At 72.7% G+C, this 22635-nt stretch carries 19 protein-coding genes; 8 read left to right on the top strand and 11 right to left on the bottom strand.

The window, feature by feature from the left end; genetic code table 11:
• The first annotated feature begins 30 nt into the window (after positions 1 to 30).
• A complete protein-coding gene (locus D7318_RS02300) occupies positions 31 to 2286 on the top strand; it encodes an APC family permease (protein WP_120695239.1) in 2256 nt (751 codons plus the stop codon).
• Between the two features lie 33 nt (positions 2287 to 2319).
• On the opposite strand, the gene D7318_RS02295 is transcribed toward D7318_RS02300, so the two are convergent.
• From D7318_RS02295 to D7318_RS02255, 9 genes are all read right to left on the bottom strand, one after another.
• Positions 2320 to 3321 carry an aldo/keto reductase gene (locus D7318_RS02295; RefSeq protein ID WP_120695092.1) on the bottom strand — a complete coding sequence of 334 codons (1002 nt, stop codon included), beginning with the start codon at positions 3319 to 3321 and terminating at the stop codon, positions 2320 to 2322.
• Positions 3318 to 3632 carry an L-rhamnose mutarotase gene (locus D7318_RS02290; protein WP_120695091.1) on the bottom strand — a complete coding sequence of 105 codons (315 nt, stop codon included), beginning with the start codon at positions 3630 to 3632 and terminating at the stop codon, positions 3318 to 3320. The genes D7318_RS02295 and D7318_RS02290 overlap by 4 nt, the downstream gene beginning before the upstream one ends.
• Positions 3629 to 4933, bottom strand: a complete 1305-nt coding sequence (locus D7318_RS02285) for an alpha-L-fucosidase (RefSeq protein ID WP_120695090.1) — start codon at positions 4931 to 4933, stop codon at positions 3629 to 3631. Before D7318_RS02285 ends, D7318_RS02290 begins: the two co-directional genes overlap by 4 nt.
• A gap of 36 nt (positions 4934 to 4969) precedes the next feature.
• The gene (locus D7318_RS02280; protein WP_120695089.1) at positions 4970 to 5830 is read right to left on the bottom strand and encodes a carbohydrate ABC transporter permease; all 861 of its coding nucleotides are present in this window, start codon (positions 5828 to 5830) and stop codon (positions 4970 to 4972) included.
• Positions 5823 to 6782, bottom strand: coding sequence for a carbohydrate ABC transporter permease (locus D7318_RS02275; RefSeq protein ID WP_120695088.1), 960 nt, complete (start codon positions 6780 to 6782; stop codon positions 5823 to 5825). Before D7318_RS02275 ends, D7318_RS02280 begins: the two co-directional genes overlap by 8 nt.
• A 14-nt stretch (positions 6783 to 6796) precedes the next feature.
• Positions 6797 to 8029: an ABC transporter substrate-binding protein gene (locus D7318_RS02270; protein WP_120695087.1), complete on the bottom strand. Its 1233-nt coding sequence runs from the start codon at positions 8027 to 8029 to the stop codon at positions 6797 to 6799.
• A 486-nt stretch (positions 8030 to 8515) separates the two neighbouring features.
• Positions 8516 to 9799: an enolase C-terminal domain-like protein gene (locus D7318_RS02265; RefSeq protein WP_408055434.1), complete on the bottom strand. Its 1284-nt coding sequence runs from the start codon at positions 9797 to 9799 to the stop codon at positions 8516 to 8518.
• Between the two features lie 199 nt (positions 9800 to 9998).
• Complete coding sequence (locus D7318_RS02260) at positions 9999 to 10682, bottom strand: FadR/GntR family transcriptional regulator (RefSeq protein WP_120695085.1); 684 nt, start codon at positions 10680 to 10682, stop codon at positions 9999 to 10001.
• A gap of 112 nt (positions 10683 to 10794) precedes the next feature.
• On the bottom strand, positions 10795 to 12318 hold the full coding sequence (locus D7318_RS02255) for an FAD-binding protein (RefSeq protein WP_120695084.1): 1524 nt from the start codon (positions 12316 to 12318) through the stop codon (positions 10795 to 10797).
• Between the two features lie 593 nt (positions 12319 to 12911).
• Here D7318_RS02255 and D7318_RS33635 point away from each other — a divergent pair.
• The 4 genes from D7318_RS33635 (at position 12912) to D7318_RS02235 (ending at position 16050) form a co-directional block, all read left to right on the top strand.
• Positions 12912 to 13499: a sigma-70 family RNA polymerase sigma factor gene (locus D7318_RS33635; RefSeq protein ID WP_230423257.1), complete on the top strand. Its 588-nt coding sequence runs from the start codon at positions 12912 to 12914 to the stop codon at positions 13497 to 13499.
• A 1-nt stretch (position 13500) separates the two neighbouring features.
• Positions 13501 to 14358 carry a hypothetical protein gene (locus D7318_RS02245; protein ID WP_120695083.1) on the top strand — a complete coding sequence of 286 codons (858 nt, stop codon included), beginning with the start codon at positions 13501 to 13503 and terminating at the stop codon, positions 14356 to 14358.
• 379 nt (positions 14359 to 14737) lie between these two features.
• A complete protein-coding gene (locus tag D7318_RS02240) occupies positions 14738 to 15244 on the top strand; it encodes a GNAT family N-acetyltransferase (RefSeq protein WP_230423256.1) in 507 nt (168 codons plus the stop codon).
• Positions 15245 to 15309: 65 nt separating this feature from the next.
• Entirely contained in the window at positions 15310 to 16050 is a 741-nt protein-coding gene (locus D7318_RS02235; protein WP_120695081.1) for a class I SAM-dependent DNA methyltransferase, read from the top strand.
• 310 nt (positions 16051 to 16360) lie between these two features.
• Here D7318_RS02235 and D7318_RS02230 read toward each other — a convergent pair whose 3' ends face one another.
• Positions 16361 to 17533, bottom strand: coding sequence for a zinc-dependent alcohol dehydrogenase (locus D7318_RS02230; RefSeq protein WP_120695080.1), 1173 nt, complete (start codon positions 17531 to 17533; stop codon positions 16361 to 16363).
• Positions 17530 to 18228, bottom strand: coding sequence for an SRPBCC family protein (locus tag D7318_RS02225; RefSeq protein WP_120695237.1), 699 nt, complete (start codon positions 18226 to 18228; stop codon positions 17530 to 17532). The genes D7318_RS02230 and D7318_RS02225 overlap by 4 nt, the downstream gene beginning before the upstream one ends.
• Before the next feature lie 327 nt (positions 18229 to 18555).
• Here D7318_RS02225 and D7318_RS34540 point away from each other — a divergent pair, with 327 nt between their 5' ends.
• The 3 genes from D7318_RS34540 to D7318_RS02215 all read left to right on the top strand — a co-directional run bounded on the left by D7318_RS34540 (position 18556) and on the right by D7318_RS02215 (position 22487).
• Positions 18556 to 18690 (top strand): hypothetical protein, encoded by a 135-nt coding sequence (locus tag D7318_RS34540; protein WP_268987326.1) that lies wholly within the window; start codon positions 18556 to 18558, stop codon positions 18688 to 18690.
• 139 nt (positions 18691 to 18829) lie between these two features.
• Complete coding sequence (gene htpG / locus D7318_RS02220; protein ID WP_120695079.1) at positions 18830 to 20758, top strand: molecular chaperone HtpG; 1929 nt, start codon at positions 18830 to 18832, stop codon at positions 20756 to 20758.
• A gap of 31 nt (positions 20759 to 20789) precedes the next feature.
• On the top strand, positions 20790 to 22487 hold the full coding sequence (locus D7318_RS02215) for an ABC-ATPase domain-containing protein (protein ID WP_120695236.1): 1698 nt from the start codon (positions 20790 to 20792) through the stop codon (positions 22485 to 22487).
• The last annotated feature ends 148 nt before the right edge of the window (positions 22488 to 22635 follow it).

Genomic DNA, 22635 nt, shown 5'->3' with positions numbered 1-22635 from the left:
CGGCGGGTGACACTGTTCCCCGTGTCGGACATGTCAGAAAAAGGGCGGAAGGGCGAGGGGACGGAACAAGGCGGCTCGCCGACCCCTTCCGCGTTGCTTCCGCGGCTCGACGACGAGCAGCTCGGGGTCCTGCGGCAGGTGGGGCACGAGTGGGGGCGGGTGACGGGCGACGCGGAGCTGTGGCGGCGCGCGCTGCCGGTGACGCCTGACGTCGGCAGCTTCCCCCCGCCGGGCGAGGTGGGGCCGACGCGCTTCAGCCGACTTGTCGACATCCCGGTGCTCAAGGGGCAGCCGCCCGCGATCGAGTTCGAGGAGGGCGAGGTCCCGCGGCGCGGCCGCAGGGCCCGCGCCGCGCACCGGGCCAGGCGTCTTGTGCTCGGCGCCCCGCTGCGGAGCAGCGCGATCGCGCGGGAGCGGATGAGCAAACGGGTCGCGCTGCCCGTGCTGTCCGCCGACGCGCTCTCGTCGGTGGCGTACGGCCCTGAGGCGCTGCTCGGCATCCTCGTCCTCGCCGGGAGCGCGGGGCTCGGCTACTCGCTGCCGATCGCCGGGGCCATCGTGGTGCTGATGGTGGCCGTCGGGGTGTCGTACCGCCAGACGATCCGCGCCTATCCGCACGGCGGCGGCTCCTACCTGGTCGCCAGCCGGAACCTCGGCCGCCTCCCCGGGCTGATGGCCGCGGGCGGGCTGATGACGGACTATGTGCTCACGGTCGCCGTGTCGATCGCCTCGGGGGTCGCCGCGTTCTCCGCCGCGTTCCCCTCGCTGTCCCGCAGCCCGGTGCCGCTCGGGGTCCTGGTGATCCTCGTGCTGCTCGCGGGGAACCTGCGGGGAGTGCGGCAGGCGGGCAAGATGTTCGCCATTCCGACGTACGCGTTCATCGTGGCCATGGTGGTGCTGCTCGCCGTGGGCCTGTCGCAGGCGGCCGGGCGCGGCTTCCAGCCGGAGCCGACGCCGCACCTCGCCGTCACGCAGAGCGTCGGCCTGCTGCTGGTGATGCGCGCGTTCGCCTCGGGCTCGACCGCGATGACGGGCATCGAGGCGATCTCCAACGCGGTACCCGCGTTCAAGCCCGTCGAGTGGCGCAACGCGCGCACGACGCTGACGTGGATGATCGGCCTGCTCATCACGCTGTTCGCCGGGACCATCGTCCTGGTGCACCTCACGGGCGTCACGCCCAACCCCCACGAGCCGCTGCTGTCCCAGGTCGCGCACCGGACGTTCGGCTCGGGGCCGCTCTACATCTTCGTCCAGCTGGCGACGGCCGCGGTGCTGCTGCTCGCGGCCAACACCGCCTACAACGACTTCCCGCGCGTCCTCTTCCTGCTGGCCCGCGACTGGTACGCGCCACGCGTCTTCCTGCGGTTCGGCGACCGCCTCGCGTTCAGCAACGGGATCATCCTGCTCTCGGTCTGCGCGCTGCTGATCTTCGTGGCCTTCGGCGGCAGGACCACCTCCCTGATCCCGCTGTACGCGGTCGGCGTCTTCCTGGCGTTCACGCTGTCCCAGGCCGGGATGGTGCTCCACTGGCGCCGGGTGCGCGAGGAGCACTGGCGCAAGAGCCTGATCTTCAACGCCGTCGGCGGCGCGCTGTCCGCCGTGGTGTTCGTGACGGCGGGCATCACCAAGTTCGCGGCCGGGGCGTGGGTCGCGGTCCTCGCCATCGGCGCGTTCGTGCTGGTGACGACGCACATCAGGCGCCACTACGACGCGGTGGGCCGGGCGTTGCGGCTGCACCCGCACGCGATCGAGCTGCCCGCGCGCGACGTCTCGGCGCCCGCCCTGCCCGCGGAGGGCCCGGCGCCGCGCGGCGGCGAGGGCGGGGGCGAGGACGAGCGGGAGAGGGAGCGGGAGGGGGAGAGCGAGGCCGAGGAGTGCCCCGAGCAGGTCCACCACCTGTCGGTGGTGGCGCTCGCCGTCCTTGACCTCGCCGGGATGCGGGCGTTGGCCTATGCCGCCTCGCTCCGGCAGCCGGTGCTCGCGCTGCACGTCGCGCCGAGCGACGACGAGGCGGCGCGCTTCCGCGCGTACTGGGCGCAGTGGGGCGACCACCTGCCGCTCGAGGTCGTGGTGACGCCGTATCGGGCGATCGTCGCGCCGCTGGTCGACTATGTGGAGGCGCTGCACCGCCAGCGCCCCGACCTGACGCTGACGGTGATCCTGCCGGAGATCGTCCCCCGGCGGCGCAGATACCGGATCCTGCACAGCCGGATCGCGGCCCGGCTGCGCCACTCGCTCAGGCCGCTGCCCAAGATCGTGGTCACCACGATCCCGTTCCACGTCTAGCGACGTCCGGCGGGCCCGGGTCGGTGTCCCTCCTCACTCCTCGGCGAGCAGGCCGTCCGCCACGAGGTCGTCCCAGAGCGCGTCGGGGACGGGGGTGGCGGCGCGGCTGGCGTTCTCCTGGATCTGCTCGGGGGACTGCGCGCCGACCGCGACGCCCGTCACCGCGGGGGCGCGCAGGGGGAACGCGAGGGCCGCGGTCGGCAGGTCGACGCCATGGCGTTCGCACACCGTCCGGAGCGCGGTGATCCGCTGGAACACCGCGGCGGGCATCGTCCCGTACTCGTACGGCAGCGACGGGTCGGGCTCGGGGCGGCTCAGCGCGCCCGAGTTGAACACCCCCGCGGCCACGACGCGCACGCCCCGGGCCGCGCACGCGCGCAGCAGCGCGGCGGCGGGCTGTTCGAGCAGCGTGTACCGGCCCGCGACCATGAGCACGTCGGCCAGGCCCGTCTCCACCGCCGCGGTCAGCGTCGGCACCGACTTGGAGCCCACGCCCACGGCCCGCACCACGCCCTCGTCGCGCAGCGCCGCGAGCGCCCGCAGCCCGGAGTGGAGCGCCGCCCGGGGGTCGCCGGGCGCGTCGGGGCCCGCGGCGGCGGCCGGGTCGTACTCGTCGGGGTCGTGCAGATAGAGGGTGTCGACGTGGTCGAGGCCGAGCCGGTCAAGGCTGGCGGCCAGCGAACGTTCGACCCCGGCGCGTGAGACGTCCCACACGCGGCGGTGCAGGGCGGGGACGGCGAAGCCGTTGGCCAGGTCGTCACCCACGAGGCCGTCCCCGGGCCCGCTCACCGGCTCCAGGACGCGGCCGACCTTCGTCGACACCGCGAACTCCCCGCGCGGGCGCCCCGCGAGGGCCGCGCCGAGCCGCCGCTCGGACAGGCCCAGGCCGTAGTGGGGCGCGGTGTCGAAGCCGCGCATGCCCGCGTCCCACGCGGCGTCGACCGTGGCGCGGGCCACCGGGTCGGCGACCTCGTGCCCGAGGTTGCCGATCCCGGCGCCGCCGAACCACCACGGGCCCGCGCCGCCGCCCGTCACGCCAGGCTCCAGACCAGCGGCAGGCCGTCGTTGTCGCCCGCGTAGTCGTCCTCGACCTCGAGCAGCTCGGCCATGCGGGCCTGCCACGCCACGTTCACCGGGTCGTCGGCGAGCGCCCTGCGCATCGCGCGGTAGTCCGCCACCTCGATCTCGTGGAAGAGGTCCCTGCCGCTGCGCCAGATGCGCCACTCGACCACACCGGCGGCGCGCAGGCGCTCGGCGAGCTCGGCCGGGATGGTGGCGTGGACACGGTCGTAGTCCGCCTCGCGCCCGGGCTTGAGCCGGGTGTGGACGGCGACGCGCTGGGTCACTCGGCCTCCTTCGCCGCCGCGTCGTCGGTCAGGAAGATCTCCACGACAGGGACGGCCACGTCGGGCCGCACGACCGGCAGGGTCAGGGTCAACGTTCCCGGGGGCTGGCCGCCCATGCCGGTGAGCGACGCCTTGAGGTCGGGATCGATCTCGCGGAACGCCACCTCGGACGCGTCGTGCAGGAGCTGCGCGTAGGCGACCTTGCCCGCAAGACCCGCCAGGTGGACGTGCTCGAACGGCCAGGTGAAGAGGTGCAGATAGAGGCGGTCGCCGCGCTGCGTGAGGCGGGCGTCGGGCGGCGCGGTGAACGCCGCGGGTCCGGCGCCGCGGATCGACCGCTCGTGGCGGCGCATCCACTCCCCGATCCCCTCGAGCGTGGCCAGCGCGACGGGATCGAACTCGCCGCGCCCCGTGGGGCCGACGTTGAGCAGCATGTTGCCGTTCTTGGAGACGCCGTCGATGAGCATGCGCACCAGCAGCTCGACGCTCTTGACGTTCTTGTTGTCGCGGTCGTAGCCCCAGCTGCCGTTCAGGGTCTGGCACGCCTCCCACGGCACCGGCTCGCCGTCGATCTCCATGGGCGCGTCGGGCTGGTACTGCTCGGGGGTGACGAAGTCGCCCGGGAGGTCGAGGCGGTCGTTGACGACGATGCCGGGCTGGAGGCGGCGGGTGAGCGCGAGCAGCTCCTTGGCGCCCCAGTCGTCCGCGCCCTTGCCGCCCCAGATGTCCTGGTGGTCGTCGTCGCGGTAGGAGAAGTCGTAGAAGAGGTAGTCGACGGTGCCGTAGTTCGTCAGCAGCTCCTCGACCTGGCCGTGCAGATAGGCGCGGTAACGGGCCATGTCGCGGCCCTCGTTGAGGCGGTCGATCTCCTCGCGGGAGTCGTCGCGGCGCGGGTGGTGGCCGTCGACGGTGAAGTCGGGGTGGTGCCAGTCGATGAGCGAGTGGTAGAAGCCGACCTTGAGGCCCTCGGCGCGCACGGCCTCGGTGAACTCCCTGACGAGGTCGCGGCCTATGGGCGCGTGGACGGCCGTGTAGTCGGTCAGCTTGGAGTCCCACAGGCAGAAGCCCTCGTGGTGCTTGGTGGTCAGCACGACATACCGCATGCCCGCGTCCTTGGCGGCGCGGGCCCAGGCGCGTGGGTCGTACAGGTCGGGCTCGAAGCGCGCGAAGTAGCGCTCGTAGTCCTCCACGGTGCGCCGCTCGCGGTTCATGACCCACTCGTGGCGGGCCGGGAGCGAGTAGAGGCCCCAGTGGATGAACATGCCGAAACGGTCGTGGGTGAACCAGGCGGGGACGGACACGGGAGTCTTTCCTTTCGAGATGCGGGACGGACGCGGTCAGCGGCCGCCGAGGCCGCTGGTGACGATGCCGCGGATCAGGTGTCTCTGGAGGAGGAGCAGGATGATCACGGTGGGCAGCATCGAGATGACGGACGCCGCCATGACGAGGTGCCACTGACTGCCCTGCTGGCCGAAGAACTGCTGGAGGCCGAGCGGGACGGTGGCGTGCGCCTCGACGTCGTTGACGATGATGAGCGGCCACAGGAACGAGTTCCAGTAGGCGATGAACGTGAAGACGGCGAGCACGGCGAGCGTCGGCCTGGCCAGCGGCAGCATCACGGCGAAGAACGTGCGCACGGTGCCCGCGCCGTCCATGCGCGCGGCGTCGTCGAGCTCCTGCGGGACGGTGAGGAAGAACTGCCGCGACAGGAACGCCCCGAACGCGGTGAACGCCCACGGGATGATCAGCGCCTGGAAGGAGTCCACCCAGCCGAAGTCCTGCATCATCACATACATCGGGATGACGAGGACATCCTGCGGGATCATCAGCGTCGCGAGGAAGAGCGCGAAGACGAGGTTCCTGCCGCGCCACCTCAGGCGCGAGAAGGCGTAGCCGCTCAGGGCCGCGACCGCGACGTTGAGTGCCGTGCCGAGGACGGCGACGATCACGCCGTTGATGATGAAGCGCTCGAACGGCAGGTAGGTGAAGACGTCGGCGTAGTTCTGCCAGCGGATCTCCGAGCCCCACAGGGTGGGCGGGCTCTCGAACGTCTCGCCCGCGGGCTTGAGGCTGGTGGCCACCATGTAGACGAGCGGCGCGAGGAACGCCAGCGCGATGAGGCACAGCAGGGCGTACCCGATGGCCCGCCGCAGCCGGGACGGGGCGGCGGGCGGTCGGGCCCGAGTGAGGCTAGTCATAGTGCACCCACCGCTTCTGGCCGAGGAACTGGACGGCGGTGACGCCCAGGATGATCACGAAGAGCACCCACGCCCCCGCCGAGGCGAGGCCGAGCTGCTGCACCTGGAACCCGGTGTTGTAGATGTACTGCACCAGCGTCTCGGTCGAGGTGCCCGGGCCGCCCTTGGTCAGCAGGAACGGCTGCGCGAAGACCTGGAACGACGTGATGAGCGTCATCATCGTGCCGAAGAAGATCGTGGGCGAGATCGCCGGGAACTTGATGCGCCAGAACGTCTGCCACGGGCTCGCGCCGTCCAGCTCGGCGGCCTCGATCAGGTTGTCGGGGACCGCGTCGAGCGCGGCCGAGAACAGCAGCATGTTGTAGCCGAAGCCCTGCCAGACGCTCATCGCGACGATGGCGAGCATCGCCCAGTTCTCGTCCACCAGGAAGTTGGGGGCCTGGACGCCGACGGTCGACTCGAGCGTCGCGTCGATGAACCCGCCGGGCTCGTAGAGCATGCGCCAGACCACGACGTTGGCGACGATGGGCGTCACCGTGGGGATGAAGAACAGCACCCTGAAGACGTGCCGGTGCCGGATCCGCGGGGTGAGCCAGGCGGCAAGGCCCAGGGATATCACGAGGTTCAGCGGTACGTAGAGGAGCACGAACCCGACGGTGTTGAGGATGACGGTCCTGAAGACCGGGTCGCCGAAGAGGTCGGCGTAGTTGTCGAGGCCGACCCAGCCGCGTTCGCCGACCATGGGCCAGCTCATGAAGCTCACGACCAGGGACGCCACGATGGGGACCGCGGTGAAGATCGCCAGGCCGAGCGCGTGGGGCCCGGCGAAGACCGCGCCCCACCACGAACGCCGCCCCGGCTCCCGCTTCGCCGGGCCCGGGCTCGCGCCCACCGCCTCGCGTGAGGCGGTGGGCGCGGGCTCGTCGAGCCGCGGGGGGATCACACTCGTCACTTGATGATCACCGCTCACTGCTCGAGCTGGCCCGCGATGGACTCCATCGTGTCGGCGCCCGACTGCTGCCCGTTGACGGCCTGGACCGCGTACTGGGTGAGGAGCTGCGCCAGCTGGTCGCTCTGCCTGTTGCCCGGCAGCGGCACGGACGCCTCCTGCGCCGCGGTGAGCACCTCCTGGGCGCCCTCGATGCCCGCGCTGTCGTACCAGACCTGCTGCACGGCGGTGCGCGCGGGGAACGCCCTGCCCTGCTCGGCGAGCGAGCGCAGCACGGGCTCGCTCGTCATCGTCCGGATGGCCTCGAACGCCCGGTCGGGGTGCTCACACTCCTGGGAGATGCCGAATCCCGAGCCCGCGGAGAACGTCGAGGGCCCCGAGGCGCCCGCCGGGATGGTCGTGACGCCGAGCGTGAAGTCGACGCGGGCCTTCTGGGCGAGCAGCGACCAGGGGCCGTCGACGTACATCCCGGCCTGCTGGTTGACATAGGCGTTGTCGTCCGCGGTGCCCTCGGCGCTGGCCTGGGTGGCCTGGCCGCTCTCGACGAGCGAGGCGATCCAGTCGAGGCCTTCGGAGAACGTCGGGTCGGTGGCGTCGAGCGTGCCGTCCTCGTCGATGACGCGGCCGCCGTTGTGGCCGAGGATCAGCGACTCGAGGAACATGTCCTCGACCGTGGAGGCCAGCAGGGGCGTGCCCGCCTCCTCGAACCGCGCGGCGGCGGCCTCGAACTCGTCCATGGTCCAGCCGGGCCCGGGTATCTCGGCGCCGACCTCGTCGAAGAGGTCCTCGTTGTAGAACATCACGACGGGGCCGGTGTCGTACGGCAGCGCGTACAACTCGCCGTCCACCTTCATCCCGTCGAGGGCCGTCGCGTCGAACTCCGCGAGGTCCACGCCCGCCTCTTCGGCGAGGGAGTCCAACGGCACCAGGACATCCGTGTAGTTGGCGGCGCGCAGGCTCTGGACGCTGACGATGCAGGGCGCGCCGCCCGCGCTGAGCTGGGTGCGCAGCTTGGTCCAGTAGTCGGTCCACGGGGAGCCCTGGATGGTGACCTCGGGGCCGCCGTTCTCGCTGACGGCGTCGGCGACCTCCTGCCACGCCGCCTTGTCCTCGGCTCCCGAGATCCACATCGACCAGACGAGGCTGTCCTCGCTCTGGCTCGCGGCGTTGGTCCCGGAGGAACATCCGGTCAGCACGAGCCCCGTGGTGGTGGCGACGGAAGTGACGCCCAGGATGAGTCGTCGTCTCATTGCATGTTCCACTTCGTTGCGAATGTCGGCCTTGCTCGGTGTGGACGGGTGGGTGCGCTTCCGCTCCGTGGGGGTCGCCGGCCGGGGCGCGAGGTCAGGGACGCCGGGGTCCCCTGAGCGCGTGGTGCCGCGATAAAAACATCCGATGTATGCCGCGTCAAGGCATCGGACAGAACCGCAATTATTCCGTTCGCCGGAAGCGTGACAAGGAAGAGCTTGGATGTCCTGGGTGTAGGCCGGGAAAGGAGCCCGCTCGCGCCCCCGCGCCAGAGGTCGGGTGTCTTGGCCGCGGGTGCTGATCGACCTGACGCCCGCGGACGAGGTGCGGTTCATCGGCGCGGGCACGGGCGTCACGACGTCCGCGGTGCTGCCGAGGGGGCGCTTCGTCGACCTGGTGATCACCTGAGCACCGCGGGCCGACTGACCGTCTACCTCGACGGGGAGCGGCCGAGGTCGGCGACCGGCAGCGCCGCGCGTGCGCGCTCCTCAGCCGTGGGCGTACTCGCCGAGCGACGCGGCCACCATCTCGGTGCCCGCGCCCGGCGCCGCGGGCGCGAAGTACCGTCCGTCGCGCACGTCGACCGGGGTCACGAAGTGCTCGTGCAGGTGGTCGACGAACTCGATCATGCGGTCCTCGACCGTGCCCGAGACCGCGACGAAGTCGAACATCGCCAGGTGCTGCACCGCCTCGCACAGCCCGACGCCGCCCGCGTGCGGGCAGACCCTGACGCCGAACTTGGCGGCGAGCAGCAGGATCGCGACGTTCTCGTTGACCCCGGCGACGCGCGTGGCGTCGAGCTGGAGCACGGACGCGCCGCGGGTCTGGAGGAGCTGCTTGAACACCACGCGGTTCTGGGCGTGTTCGCCCGTGGCGACGGGGATCGGGGCGATCGCCTCGGCGATGGCGGCGTGCCCCACGACGTCGTCGGGGCTGGTGGGCTCCTCGACCCACGCGAGGTCGAACGGGCGCAGCGCCTCGACCCAGCGGATCGCGTCGGCCACGTCCCAGCGTTGATTGGCGTCGACGGCGATGCGGATGTCGGGCCCGCACACGTCGCGCGCGAGGGCGAGGCGGCGCACGTCGTCGGCCAGGTCGGCGCCCACCTTGAGCTTGATCTGCCCGAACCCCTCGGCCACCGCCTCGCGGCACAGCCGGGCGAGCTTGTCGTCGTCGTAGCCGAGCCAGCCTGGCGTGGTCGTGTACGCGGGGTAGCCGTCGGCCAGCAGCCGCGCCTCGCGCCCGGCGCGCCCCGCCTCGGACGCGCGCAGGATGTCGAGCGCCTCGTCGCGGGTCAGCGCGTCGGTGAGGTAGCGGAAGTCGACGAGGTCGACGATCTCCTCGGGGCTGAGCGACGCGAGCAGCCGCCACAGGGGCGTGCCCTCGCGCTTGGCGCGCAGGTCCCACAGCGCGTTCACGACCGCGCCGATGGCCATGTGCATGATCCCCTTCTCGGGGCCGAGCCAGCGCAGCTGTGAGTCGTGCACCAGCTCCCGCCACATCCCGCCGAGATCCGCCAGGGTCGCCTCGACGTCGCGCCCGAGCACGTGGTCCTCGAGCGCGCGCAGGGCGGCTACCTGCACATCGTTGCCCCGCCCGATCGTGAAGACGAACCCATGGCCCTCGATGCCGTCGCCCGCGTCGGTGAGCAGCCGCACATAGGCGGCCGAGTAGTCGGGGTCGGGGTTCATGGCGTCGGAGCCGTCCAGCGTCCGCGAGGTGGGGAACCGCACGTCGTGCGTCTGTATGTCGATAAAGCGAGCCACGGACACACTCCCTTGAACGAGCTGGGCCTTGAACGAGCTAGGCTTCCGGCGACAATAGACATCCGATGTATCGAGCGTCAAGACTGCGCGAAACCGGCGGATTCCCGCCATGTCGCCACCCATGTCGCCGCAACGCCTCGCCCCGACCGGCCAAGAGACCCGATCAATCGGGGGTGTTGGTGGGGGGTGCGCCCGATGCGGCGGCTCAGCGCCGTTCGACGAGGGTCTGGCGGAGCCACTGCTCGACGCCCGCGACGTGCACGGTGGCCGTGGCGCGGGCGATGTCGGCCTGGCGCCCGGCGAGCGCCTGCACGATGGCGCGGTGCTCGGCGAGCGTGCGCGCCACCGCGCCCTCCTGGGTCAGCCCGCGCCATGTGCGGGCGCGCTGCGTGCGGCCCGACAGGGTCTCCACCAGCGAGGCCAGCATGGCGTTGCCCGAGCCCGCGGCGATCCGCCGGTGGAACTCCAGGTCGTTCTCCACCAGTTGGTCGACGGTGGGGGCCTCGCCGAGCGAGTCGAGCAGCCCGGCGAGGGCGTCGATGTCGGCCATGGGCATCTTGAGGGCGGCCAGCTCGGTGGCGGCGGGCTCGATGATGCGCCGGGTCTCGAGGAGCTGGAGCACGGTGTCGTCGCGGTGGAAGTCGACGACGAAGCCCATCGCGTCCATCAGCAACGAGGGCTCGAGGCTCGTCACATACGTGCCGTCGCCGCGCCGCACGTCGAGGACGTGGATGAGCGAGAGCGCGCGCACGGCCTCGCGCAGCGAGTTGCGCGACAGGCCGAGCCGCTCGGCGAGGTCCGGCTCCCTGGGGAGGCGGTCGCCCGGCCGCAGCTCGCCGTCCACGATCATCTGCTTGATCGCCTCGATGGCGTCGTCGGTCACGGACATCGCGTTCCTCCCCACGTCGATGCCCCAGCAGAGTACATCGGATCTTTCTCCCCGCTCCGCCGCGATCGTGGGGAGGCCCTCGCACCGGCCGGAAGGCCGTGCGACGGCCCGCTCAGGCGGTGAAGATGTGCTGGCCGGGGGCGAGCAGGCCATGGGGGTCGTAACGGCGCTTGGCCGCGGCGAACTCCTCCCACTCCTTGCCGTACTGGCCGCGCCAGTCGGCGGCGGTCATCGGGACGGCCCCCACGGGGTACTGGGTGCCGCCCGCGGCGCGTACGGTCTCGAACGCCGCGCGGTTGGCGGCCGTTCGGGCGCTGATCGCCGCGGGGTCCGCGGGGTCGAGCGTCCACAGGACGGCCATCAGGGAGGGCACCGGGTCGTCGGGGACCCGCAGCAGCGGGGTGTGCAGGCGTCGGCGGACCAGCGGGTAGAGCAGCACGACGCCGCCGGGGCCGACGTCCTGCCCCGCGATCCCGTCGAGCAGGGTGCGGGCCAGCTCGGCGGCGCGGTCGCCGGGGAGCACGAGATTCAGCCAGGGGTGGGCCCAGGTCCAGTAGCCGGCGTTCTTGAGGTCGGCCACGCCGGAGGCCAGGCGGTTGAGGAAGTCGAAGTACCCGAGCGCCTCGGCGACGATCGGCCCCGACCCGTCGTACCCCAGGCCGCGCAGCGCCTCGGCCACATCCTCGGCCACATCCTCGGCCTCGGCCACGTCCTCATCCGGAACGGTCCCGGTGGACCCGGCGGGCGGCCCGTAGGCGACGGCCTCGATCACGAACGACGTGTACGCGCCGTTCTCGTCCTGCTCGGCCGTGCCCTCGACATAGGTGAAAGGGCCCGTCTCGGCGAGCCTCCGCTGGTCGTCGAGGAACGTCTCCAGGTCCGAGTACGACAGCTGGTAGCGCCGTACGGTCGCGGGCGCGGAGATCAGCCGCAGCGTCGCCGAGACGATGACCGCGCACTGGCCGAGCCCGGCGAGCACCGCCCGGAAGAGGTCGGGTCGCCGGGTCGGCGAGCAGCTGACGACCTCCCCCGCCCCGGTGACGACCTCGAGGGCGATGACGTTGTCGACCTGGGCGCCGAACAGGCGCGCCTGGCCGCCGAGTCCGCCGACCGAGAGCGTGCCGCCCACCGAGAGCTCCAGGTAGTCCGTGAAGACCGGCGGTGTCAGCCCGTGCCTGAGCGTCTCCTTCACCACCGCGCTCCACACCGCCCCCGCCCCCACCGTGACCTCCCGCTCCCCCACGGGCCCGATCCGGCTCAGCGGCTCGGTCTCGATCACCAGGCCACCGGCCACCTGCGCCTGCCCGAATGTCGCGTGCCCCTGGCCGCGGGCGGCCACCTCGATGTGGTGGGCGTCGCAGAACCTGATCATCGCCGCGATGTCGTCCACGGACCCGGTCCGCAGCACGCTTCCCGGGGGGTGGTGCACGATGTGCCCGAAGTCGTCCCCGTCGTCGGCGAGCGACCCCAGGTCCACGCGCAGCGAGCCGTCCAGGCGCGGCACATACGCCAGGTCGGGCCGCGACGACCCCACCTCGGCCTCCGTCAGCCACACCCGCGCCAGCGGGTCGAACGCCACCGCCGCGCGCGCCGCTCCGGTGCCCAACTCCGTTGTCCGCTCCGGCTGTTCCGCCATGCCTCCCCTTTCGTCGGCGCCCGCGCCCCGGCGGCGCGCCACGAGCCCCATGCCTGGAACGCCGCGATCGTAGCGACGGCGCCGCGCCCGCACGACGGCGCGCGTCCGGATCTCGCCACGCGGCTCCTCCGACCCCGCGCTATGGCGTCCGTCACATCGCGGGGCCCGGTGGCGTTTGCGCGGGATGTGCCCCCCTTCCTGGCATGTCCGCGTATGCACGTGCGGCGTGCGAACGCCCTTGCTGATGGAGGCGCGTAGAGCGGGCCCGTGGCCGGGCGGCGCGGTGGGCGCGCGCCGCGCGGGGGCGGCGTTTGCCGCGTTTCCCCGGGGCATGGGCCAGGAAATTTCCGGGTCGGCCGCGTCAACGCTCGGCAAATTTTTTCGATTGGCTGATGACCAAGGGCTGTTCAGCTCGCCAGCGCGGTCCCCCTCGCCCCGTCCAGGGACGGGGCACTCCCCGGGGGTCGCCCAAGGGAAGGATTCCTCCACGTGAGCCACGACGCTGTGACCGGCGCGCCGCCGCGCCCCGGGTCCATCGGGCAAGTGCCGCCTGCCCCGGGTCGCCTCGCGCGCGAAGGGGAGAGTGATCAGGCGTGAGCCTCGTCCCCGATGTGCCGCCCGGCGCCGACCAGGCCGTCCGCGAGCTGGCCCACCGCTGGCTGCCGACCGCGTTCTGGGCGTTCCACGAGCAGAACTACCGGATCTACAAGGGCTATGCGGAGCTCCAGCTCGGCGACGCGGGAGCGGCGGGCAAGCTGGTGCACCAGGTGATGAACGACCTGGCGATCAGCTGGCACGAGCTGATGCGGGAGGAGGCCCCCGAGGCCACCGCGTGGGCCGTCCTGCGGCTCGCCATCGCCCAACGGCTGAAGGCGGAGGGCCGCAGACCCGCGTTACCCGAGACCGCCGCGTTCCGCCGCGTGGTCCTCGAGGTCTTCCGCGACCGCTTCGCCGTCCTGGAGTCCGGCCTCGGGCTGTACGCGGCGATCGCCCGGCTGCCCGAGCGCCAGTACGACGTGATCGTCCTCCAGTACGTCCTCGGCCACACCCCTCGGCAGGTGGCGGACATCATGGGCATCGCCCTGCCCACCGTCCGCTCCCACCGGAAGGTGGCCCGCCTCAAGCTGGCCAACGACCTCGGGGTGAGCTTCGACGCCGATCATGACGACAAGGAAGACTGACATGACGCCCGAGAGCATCGCGCCCGAGGGCGTCGACGCCTACCTCGCCGACGCGGCCGTGCCGTTCCCCACCCCCGACCCGGCGCACGCCGACGCGGCGGACGAGATCGCCGCGTCGCGCCGCCGCATCGAGCAGGACCTCGCCGAGACCCTCTGGCAGGAGGTCCTCACGCGCGACGACCACGCCCGCGCCCTGACCGGGGCGGCCACCCGGCCGCGCCCCGAGGTCGCCAGGGACCGGCTGCCCGTCGCCCTGCTCGAACAGTCGGCGCAGGACCTCAGCGAGCTGTCCCGCATGGTCATCAGCACGTCCCACGCGCCCGCCGACATCGCCGAACTCGCCCGCTCCACACGTCTCGCGCCCGAGGGCGCGCTCATCTTCGCCTGCCTGCTGCACCTGGCCGACCGGCCGGACGGGGCGCAGTTCTGGTGGCAGTTCAGCGCGGGCGCGGGCAAGTCGACGGCGGCGCTCTGCCTGTATCTGATGCACCTCCAGCGCGGCGAGACGCGCGACGCGGACCACTGGGCGCGGCAGGCCACGGAGCTCGAGGTCCTCGACCACCGCAGGTCGCTCCGGCGCCGAGCGCTCCCCGACGCGCCCCGGCGCGGCTTCTACGCGTGGGAGCAACCGTGCCTGTACCACCGGGGGTTCACCACCGTGGAGTCCATGCTGCTGCGCACCGTCTCGTCGTTGGGGGCCGACACGGACGACGAGCCTTGCGCCCGCAGCGCGCCGCCGTGCGAGGCGCTGACGGAGGTGGTCCAACGCCTGCCGGGCGACCACGACCCGCACTTCGGCGACATACCGAGACCCGATCCTGACCTCGCGGCGCGCCTCGAGGAGTGCATCGCGTCCTGAACGGCAGGACGCGGCGGCTCAAGGCCCTGGGCGGCTCGGGCCCTGGGCGGCTCGGGCCGGGAGCGGACGCTGTCGTGACGGTGGACCGCCTGGACGGCGCCCGGCCCCCCGTTCAGTCGCCGTCGATCTCCACGTCGACGCCGACGTCCTCGAGCGCGTCCTCGGTCTCGTCGAGGGCCTCGTCCACCACGTCATCCAGGAAATCGTCCATCGGAGCTCCCTCTCTCGCCCGGCAACGCCCCGTGGCCCGGGGCGGGTTGATCCTAGCGGTGCGATGGCGTCGTCGGCGCGGGGGCAACCGGAGCGCGGTGGCCCGCGGCGCGAGCACGGCGGCGACTACGGTTACGCGGGCCATGCCCGCCGCCCGAACGGATCCCTCTTGACCGCCTGGACCACCCGCCCTGAGGCCACCGCCGACATCCCCGCGCTCCGCGACATCCTCCGCGCCGCCTTCCCCACGCCCGCCGAGGCCGACCTGGTGGACGCGCTCCGCGCCTCCGACGCGTGGATCGACGGCCTGTCGATCGTCGCCGCGACGCCCGAGGGAACGCCGGTCGGCCACGCCCTGCTCACCCGCTGCCACGTGGACGGCCGACCCGCGCTCGCCCTCGCCCCGTGCGCGGTGCTGCCCGCGTTCCAACGCACCGGGGCGGGCTCGGCGGCCATCCGCGCCGCGCTGGACGCGGCCCGGGCGCGGGGCGAGAGCCTGGTGCTGGTCCTCGGACACGCCGACTACTACCCGAGGTTCGGGTTCGCCCCGGCGTCCGGGCTCGGCATCCGCGCGCCGTTCGAGGTCCCGGACGAGGCGATGATGGCGTTGGCCCTCGATCCCCACCGCCCGGCGCCTGAGGGCACCATCGCGTACCCGCCCGCGTTCGGCGTCTGACCCTGGGACCCCGCCCACCGGGTAAATGCCGGGCGGTGGGGGCGCCTCCGGCGTACGGTCCCGGGATGGACTCTCGGGACGGATACTTCGGGGAACGCGTCGCGGCGGCCTACGACGCCTCTGCGGGCGAGTGGTTCGCGCCGGACGTCGTGGACCCGGCTGTCGCGGTGCTGGCCGAACTGGCCGGGCGCGGCCGGGCGTTGGAGTTGGGCATCGGAACCGGCCGGATCGCGCTGCCGCTGGCCGCCCGCGGGGTACCGGTCCACGGCATCGACCTGTCGCGGGCGATGGTGGACCGGCTGCGCGCCAAGCCGGGCGGCGACGCGATCGGCGTGACGATCGGCGACTTCGCGACGGCGCGGGCCGAGGGCTCGTTCTCCGTCGCCTATCTCGTCTTCAACACGATCATGAACCTCACGACGCAGGACGCGCAGGTGGACTGCTTCCGCAACGTCGCCGAGCACCTGGAGCCCGGGGGCCACTTCGTCGTGGAGGTCATGGTCCCCGACCTGCGCAGGCTGCCACCAGGGCAGGACGCGGTGCCGTTCCAGGTGGGCCCGACCCGGTGGGCGTGCGACCTCTACGACGTCGCGACGCAGTCGATGAGCTCGAACTACGTCGAGTTCACCGAGGGGCGCGGGGAGTACCGCACGATTCCGTTCCGGTATGTGTGGCCCGCGGAGCTGGATCTGATGGCGCGACTCGCGGGGCTGCGGCTGAGCGAGCGCTGGGACGATTGGGGCCGGGCGCCGTTCACCAGCGAGAGTCGTGCGCATGTCTCTGTGTGGGAGAAGCCGGTGGGTTGAACCGGGGCGGCGGCTACGGAGCGTCCGGTGGTTCTTGCCGTTCGCCGAACGGGCGCGCCCGCGAAGGGTAGTTGGCGGCCGCCATCCACGCAGAGATCGGCCACCCGCCAAGCGGTATCCGCCGCGCGCGGCTGGCGAACGGTCCCGGCCGACGACGAGACCGACCGGTGACAGGGACGGCCGGTCACCCGAGGCCCCCTCCCCCGTAGGTGCCATCACTGACCCGCACCCACCACGAAACCGACCAACCGGCGGACAACGACATGCCCCCAGCACGCACCGCGCCCAGCATGCACCGCGGTCGAGGCGTTCAGGGCCTGAGGATGATCTTGTTGCACTTGTCGCGCTCGTGCTTGAGCAGCTCGTAGCCGCGCGGCGCCTCGTCCAGGCTCATGCGGTGCGAGACGACGAACGACGGGTCGATCTCGCCGTCGCGGATCCGGTCGAGGAGGGGCGCCAGATAGCGCTGCACATGGCACTGACCCGCGCGCAGGGTCAGCGAACGGTTCATGAGGGGGCCCATGGGGAACGTGTCGATGGCCCCGCCGTAGACGCCGACGACCGAGACGGTCCCGCCGCCGCGGCAGGCCATGATCGCCTCGCGCAGCGCGTGGGGCCGCTCGGTCGCACGGCGCAGGGCCTGCTTGGCGCGGTCGAAGGCGTGGATCGGCCCGGTGGGGTGGTGGGCCTCCATGCCGACGGCGTCGACGCACGCGTCGGGCCCGCGGCCCGCGGTCATGTCGCGCAGCGCGTCCAGCACGTCGACGTCCTCGTGGTCCAGGGTCTCGGCGCCGGTGTACGCGCGGGTCCGGTCGAGCCGGGCGGGGACGCGGTCGATGACGATGACGCGCTCGGCGCCCTGGATGAACGCGCTCGCCGCGGCGAACTGGCCGACGGGCCCCGCGCCCCACACGGCGATGGTGTCGCCCGGCCTGATGTCGCAGTTCTCGGCGGCCATCCAGCCGGTGGGCAGGACGTCGGAGAGGAAGAGGACCTGCTCGTCGGCCAGGTCGTCCTCGACCCTGATCGGCCCGACGTCGGCGAACGGCACGCGCACATACTCGGCCTGGCCGCCCGCGTAGCCGCCGAGCATGTGGGAGTAGCCGAAGATCCCGGCGAGCCCGTGCCCCATGAATGTCTCGGCCAGGGCAGCGTTGGGGTTGGAGTTCTCGCACACGGAGTACAGGTCGTGCTCGCACGCCCAGCAGTGGCCGCAGGCGATGGGGAACGGGACGACGACCCGGTCCCCCACCCTGAGGTCGCGCACCTGCGCGCCGACGTCGACGACCTCGCCCATGAACTCGTGCCCCAGGACGTCGCCCTTGCGCACGGTCGGGATGTAGCCGTCGTAGAGGTGCAGGTCGGAGCCGCAGATCGAGGTGGCGGTGACGCGGACGATCGCGTCGCGCGCGGTGAGGATCGCGGGGTCGGGGACGTCGGCGACCTCGACCGCGTTGCGCCCCGCCCAGCAGATGGCCTTCATGCGGTGGCTCCCTCTCCGGCGGCTCCTGCGACTCCGGCGGCCCCGGCAGCCCCTGCGGCTCCGGCCGCGGGGAGCGGCCGCCCGGGGAGCGGCCGCCCGGGGCGCTGCCTGGCCTGGCGCGTCGCGCGGACGCCCTCGGGGCTGCCGTCGGAGCGGACCACCTCGCCCGTTTCGAGGATCTGCTTGAAGCGCCGCAGGTCGTCGCGGACCTGCTGCGTGGGGTGCTCGCCCAGGAGGCGGGCGAGGGCGACGCCCGCCCTGCCGCCCGGCGGGTCGTGGGCGAGGTCCACCCGCACCTCGGTGCCTCGGCCCGCGGGGGCGTCGGTGAAGCGGACCGTGCCCGTGTTGCCCACGGCGGGTTCGCCGGTGGAACGCCAGGCGATCAGGGCGTTCTCGTCGTCCCTCACCAGCTCGGCGTCCCACTCGACGGTGCCCTTCCCCGGCGCGCGGGCCGTCCAGTGCGTCCGCGCCCCGTCGAGGGTCTCGACCGACTCCAGGTGGTCCATGAAGAGGGGCAGTCGCGTGAAGTCGCGCCAGTAGGCGTAGACGGCGTCGCGCGGGCGGTTGACCGTGACGGAGGCGCGTGTGCGCCGGGCGGCGCCCGGCGCGGCGAGCCGGGCCCGGCCCGGCGCGAGACCGATCCGGCCGAGGCCGCGGGCCAGGCGGTCGGCCGGGGAGTCCTGGTGTCGCTTCATGGCGTCCTCATCGGGGCGGCGCTGGTGCTTCCCCACCGAGTAGCCCGCGCGCCGGGGACCAAACCGGCGGGCCCCGATGCTCCCGTGGAGGTCAGAGGCTCTCGCGGGCCGGGCCCCCGGGGGTGTCGACAGCTCCGACCTGACCGCGGTGAGGGGGGTGGACGGCGTGCGCGCGGCGGATCGTGGCGGGCCCGCCTCGGACAGCCCGATGTGGCGGACCCGCCTCGGACAGCCCGATGTGGCGGACCTTGCCCTCGGCGATCAGCCTCGGGCAGCGGCCCCTCACGCACGCGGTCGCCGTGCCCCCGTGGCGCGGCCGCGGCGACCGTGGACCACCTCGGGTCGCGCCTCGGCGAGGACGCGTGGCGGCGGGGGATGAACCCCGAGGTCGCCGATACGGGGTTCCTCGACAACCCGTACACCTACACCGACTTCCGCACCGCGGCGACGCACGGCGGCTGATGCCACGCGCGGCTACCGCGGGTTGCCCGGCGTAGCCGGGCTCGGCATACCATCACCTGGACGACAGCCTGGGAGCCCGCGACGCCCACGGGGGCTCGGCTCCCGTGAACCGGTGACACAGGTGAGGGAATTCACGACCATGCCGACCGAGACGTTCGAGTTCCAGGTTGAGGCGCGCCAGCTCCTCCAGATGATGATCCACTCGATCTACTCGAACAAGGACGTGTTCCTGCGGGAGTTGATCTCCAACGCGTCCGACGCGCTGGACAAGCTCCGCATCGAGGCGCTGCGGGACGACGCGCTGGGCGCCGACGTGTCCGACCTGCACATCGCCCTCGATGCCGACAAGGAAGCCCGCACGCTGACCGTGCGGGACAACGGGATCGGGATGTCGCACGACGACGTGGTGCGGCTCATCGGGACCATCGCCAGGTCCGGCACCGCCGAGTTCCTCGAGCAGCTCAAGGAGGCCAAGGCCGCGGGGGCGGCCGAAGGGCTCATCGGGCAGTTCGGCGTCGGCTTCTACTCCAGCTTCATGGTGGCCGACGAGGTCACGCTGGTGACCCGCCGCGCCGGGGAGGACAAGGGCACCCGCTGGACATCCACGGGCGAGGGCACATACACCGTCGAGACGCTCGACGAGGCGCCGCAGGGCACGGCGATCACCCTGCGGCTCAAGCCCGAGGACGCCGAGGACCAGCTCTTCGACTACACCGCGCCGTGGAAGATCAAGGAGATCGTCAAGCGCTACTCCGACTTCATCACGTGGCCGATCCGGATGGTCACAGGGGAGCAGGAGAACGCGGAGAAGAAGGAGGGCGAGGAGGGCGGGGAAGCGGCCGAGCCGGAGACGCTGAACTCCCGCAAGGCCCTCTGGGCGCGCTCCCGCGACGAGGTCTCGGACGCGGAGTACCACGAGCTGTACAAGCACATCAGCCATGACTGGGCCGACCCCCTGGAGATCATCCAGGTGCGCGCTGAGGGCACGTTCGAGTACCAGGCGCTGCTGTTCCTGCCGTCGCACCCACCGCGCGACCTGTTCGCGCAGGACAGCAAGCGGGGCGTTCAGCTCTATGTGAAGCGCGTGCTCATCATGGAGGACTGCGAGGCGCTGATCCCCGAGTACCTGCGTTTCGTCAAGGGCGTGGTCGACGCGGCCGACCTGTCGCTCAACGTGTCCCGCGAGATCCTTCAGCAGGACCGCCAGATCCAGCTGATGCACCGCAGGCTGGCCAAGAAGGTGCTCGCCACGATCAGGGAGATGAAGTCCGCGCGCCCGGACAACTACGCGGCGTTCTGGCGGGAGTTCGGGCACGTCGTCAAGGAGGGCCTGCTCGGCGACTTCGACAACCGCGACGCGATCCTCGCGGTCGCTTCGTTCGCCTCCACGCACGACCCGGAGAAGCCGACGACCCTCGCGGAGTACGTGGAGCGCATGAAGGAGGGGCAGAAGCACATCCACTACATGACCGGCGAGTCCAGGGCGGCCATCGAGAACTCCCCGCACATGGAGGCGTTCCGCGAGAAGGGCGTCGAGGTGCTGATCCTCACCGACCCGGTCGACGAGGTGTGGGTCGGGGCGGTGCCGCCGTTCGACGGCAAGGAGCTGCGGTCCATCGCCAAGGGCGAGGCGGACCTCGACTCGGGCGATGAGGCCGAGGAGGCCAAGGCCGAGCGCGAGCAGCGGCGCGAGGAGTACGCGGGGCTGCTGACGTGGATGGCCGAACGGCTCGGCGATGACGTCAAGGAGGTGCGGCTCTCCTCCCGGCTGACCGTCTCCCCGGCGTGCGTCGTGTCGGACGCGGGCGATGTGACGCCCGCCCTCCAGGCGATGTACCGGGCGATGGGCCAGGAGCTGCCGACGAGCAAGCGGATCCTGGAGCTGAACCCCGGCCATCCGCTGGTCGAGGGCCTGCGCAGGGCGCACGCCGAGCGCGCCGACGACCCGGAGCTGCCCGGCACCGCCGAGCTGCTGTACGGCATGGCGCTGCTCGCGGAGGGCAGCCAGCTCGGCGACCCGGCGCGTTTCACCAGGCTCGTGGCCGAACGCCTGGAGCGCACGCTGTGACGTGCCGCACCCCGGGCACGGTGGGGCCGCGATGAGGCAGCGCGAGGGGCGCGACGGTCTCGACCGCGCCCTCGAACGGCTCGACGGCGCGCCGTACGGCAGGTACAAGGGCCTCGTCGGCCCGTGGAAGCTGCCGGGCGGCCTGACGGTCGAGCTGATCAGGGCGCAGGCGGACCCGTTCGCGCCCCCGGCGCGCGTGGCCGTGCGGGTGCCGGGGGAACGGGCCGCGTTCCCCCGGGACCTGTGGGACTCCCCCGTGCGCCGCCGCGCCCTCGCCGGGTACGTGGTGCGCCGCGCGGCGCGCGAGGCGGCCCCCGAGCGGGCCCTGCGCGTGGACGCGGGCGGCCAGGAGGTGCTCGACCGCTCCTCGTGCGCGGTGGACGCGGCCGACGGCTCGGTCACGCTGCGGCTCGGCGTGGCCCTGCCCGGCCAGGGGCGGCGGATCGAAGGGCGGGCCGCGCGCCGCCTGCTGTGCGACGTGCTGCCGCGCGTCGCCGAACGCGCCCTGTGCCACGCGGCGTCGGACGCGGACGCGGCGCGGGAGTTCGTGGCGACCGTGGAGGACTCCGCCGCCCTGCGGGACGCGCTGCCGGGCCTCGGCCTGGTGGCGTTCGTCGCCGACGGCGCGCTGCTGCCGCGCCGCACGGGGGCTGACGACCGCCCGGCCGATGGCGCGGACGTCGTCCCCTTCACCGCGCCCGACGCGCTGCGGGTGACGGTGCAGCTGCCCCACGCCGGGCCCGTCACGGGGACCGGCGTCCCCGAGGGCGTGACGCTGATCGTCGGCAGCGGCTTCCACGGCAAGTCGACGCTGCTGCGCGCCCTGGAGACCGGCGTCAGGGACCACGAGCCCGGCGACGGGCGCGAACGGGTCGCCGCGCGCGCGGACACGGTCAAGATCCGTGCGGAGGACGGGCGTTCGGTGACGCGGGTGGATGTGCACGCGTTCGTCGACCGCCTGCCGCAGGGCTCGGACACCCGGGACTTCTCCACGCCCAACGCCTCGGGCTCCACGTCGCAGGCCGCGTCGCTGTGCGAGGCGGTGGAGGCGGGGGCGCGGGTCCTGCTCATCGACGAGGACACCGCCGCCACCAACCTGATGATCAGGGACGCCCGGATGCGGGCGCTGGTGTCCAAGGAGCACGAGCCGCTGACGCCCCTGGTGGACACGGTGCGCTCGCTGCACCGCGACCACGGGGTGTCCACGGTGCTGGTGATGGGCGGCTCGGGCGACTATCTGGAGGTCGCCGACCGGGTGTTGATGATGGACGCCTACCGGCTGTCCGACGTCACCGAACGCGCCAGGCGGGTGGCGGCCGTGCCGACCGGGCGGCGCGCCGAGGCGGAGTCGTTCCCCGGCGTCGTCCACCGCAGCCCCGACCCGGCGTCGTTGGACCCGACCGCGCGCGGCCGCCCGCGCGTGCGCGCCAGAGGGCGGGACCAGCTGGTCCTCGGCGAGCACGAGGTGGATGTGCGCGCCGTCGAGCAACTGGCCGACGCGCAGCAGGTGGTCGGCGTCGGCCTGGCCCTCGACCTGCTGGTGCGGCGCGGCCACCTGGACGGGCGGCGTTCCCTCGCGGAGGCGCTCGACCTGCTCGATCGGGACCTGGCGGGCCCCGAGGGCGTGGCGGCTCTTCTGGCCGTCAGGGACGAGGACTTCGCGGTCCCCCGCCGCTTCGAGGTCGCCGCCGCCCTCAACCGGGTGCGGGGCCTCAAGGTGCGCCGCTGAGGCGGCGCGGGCGACGAAGGGACGCGCGCCGTTCGCGTCAGGGCGGGGCCGCTCGGCCCCGCCCTGACATCCCACCCCGGCGTGCGCCGATGACGAGGATAGGGTCGACGACGGCCCCCCATCCATGACGTGGCGTCGCCGCTCCCTT

Origin of the sequence: Streptomyces radicis (assembly GCF_003626575.1) — a bacterium.
Lineage (GTDB): Bacteria > Actinomycetota > Actinomycetes > Streptomycetales > Streptomycetaceae > Streptomyces > Streptomyces radicis.
The sequence above is the reverse complement of the archived record's forward strand: the minus strand, read 5'-3'. Positions and strand labels throughout refer to the sequence as shown.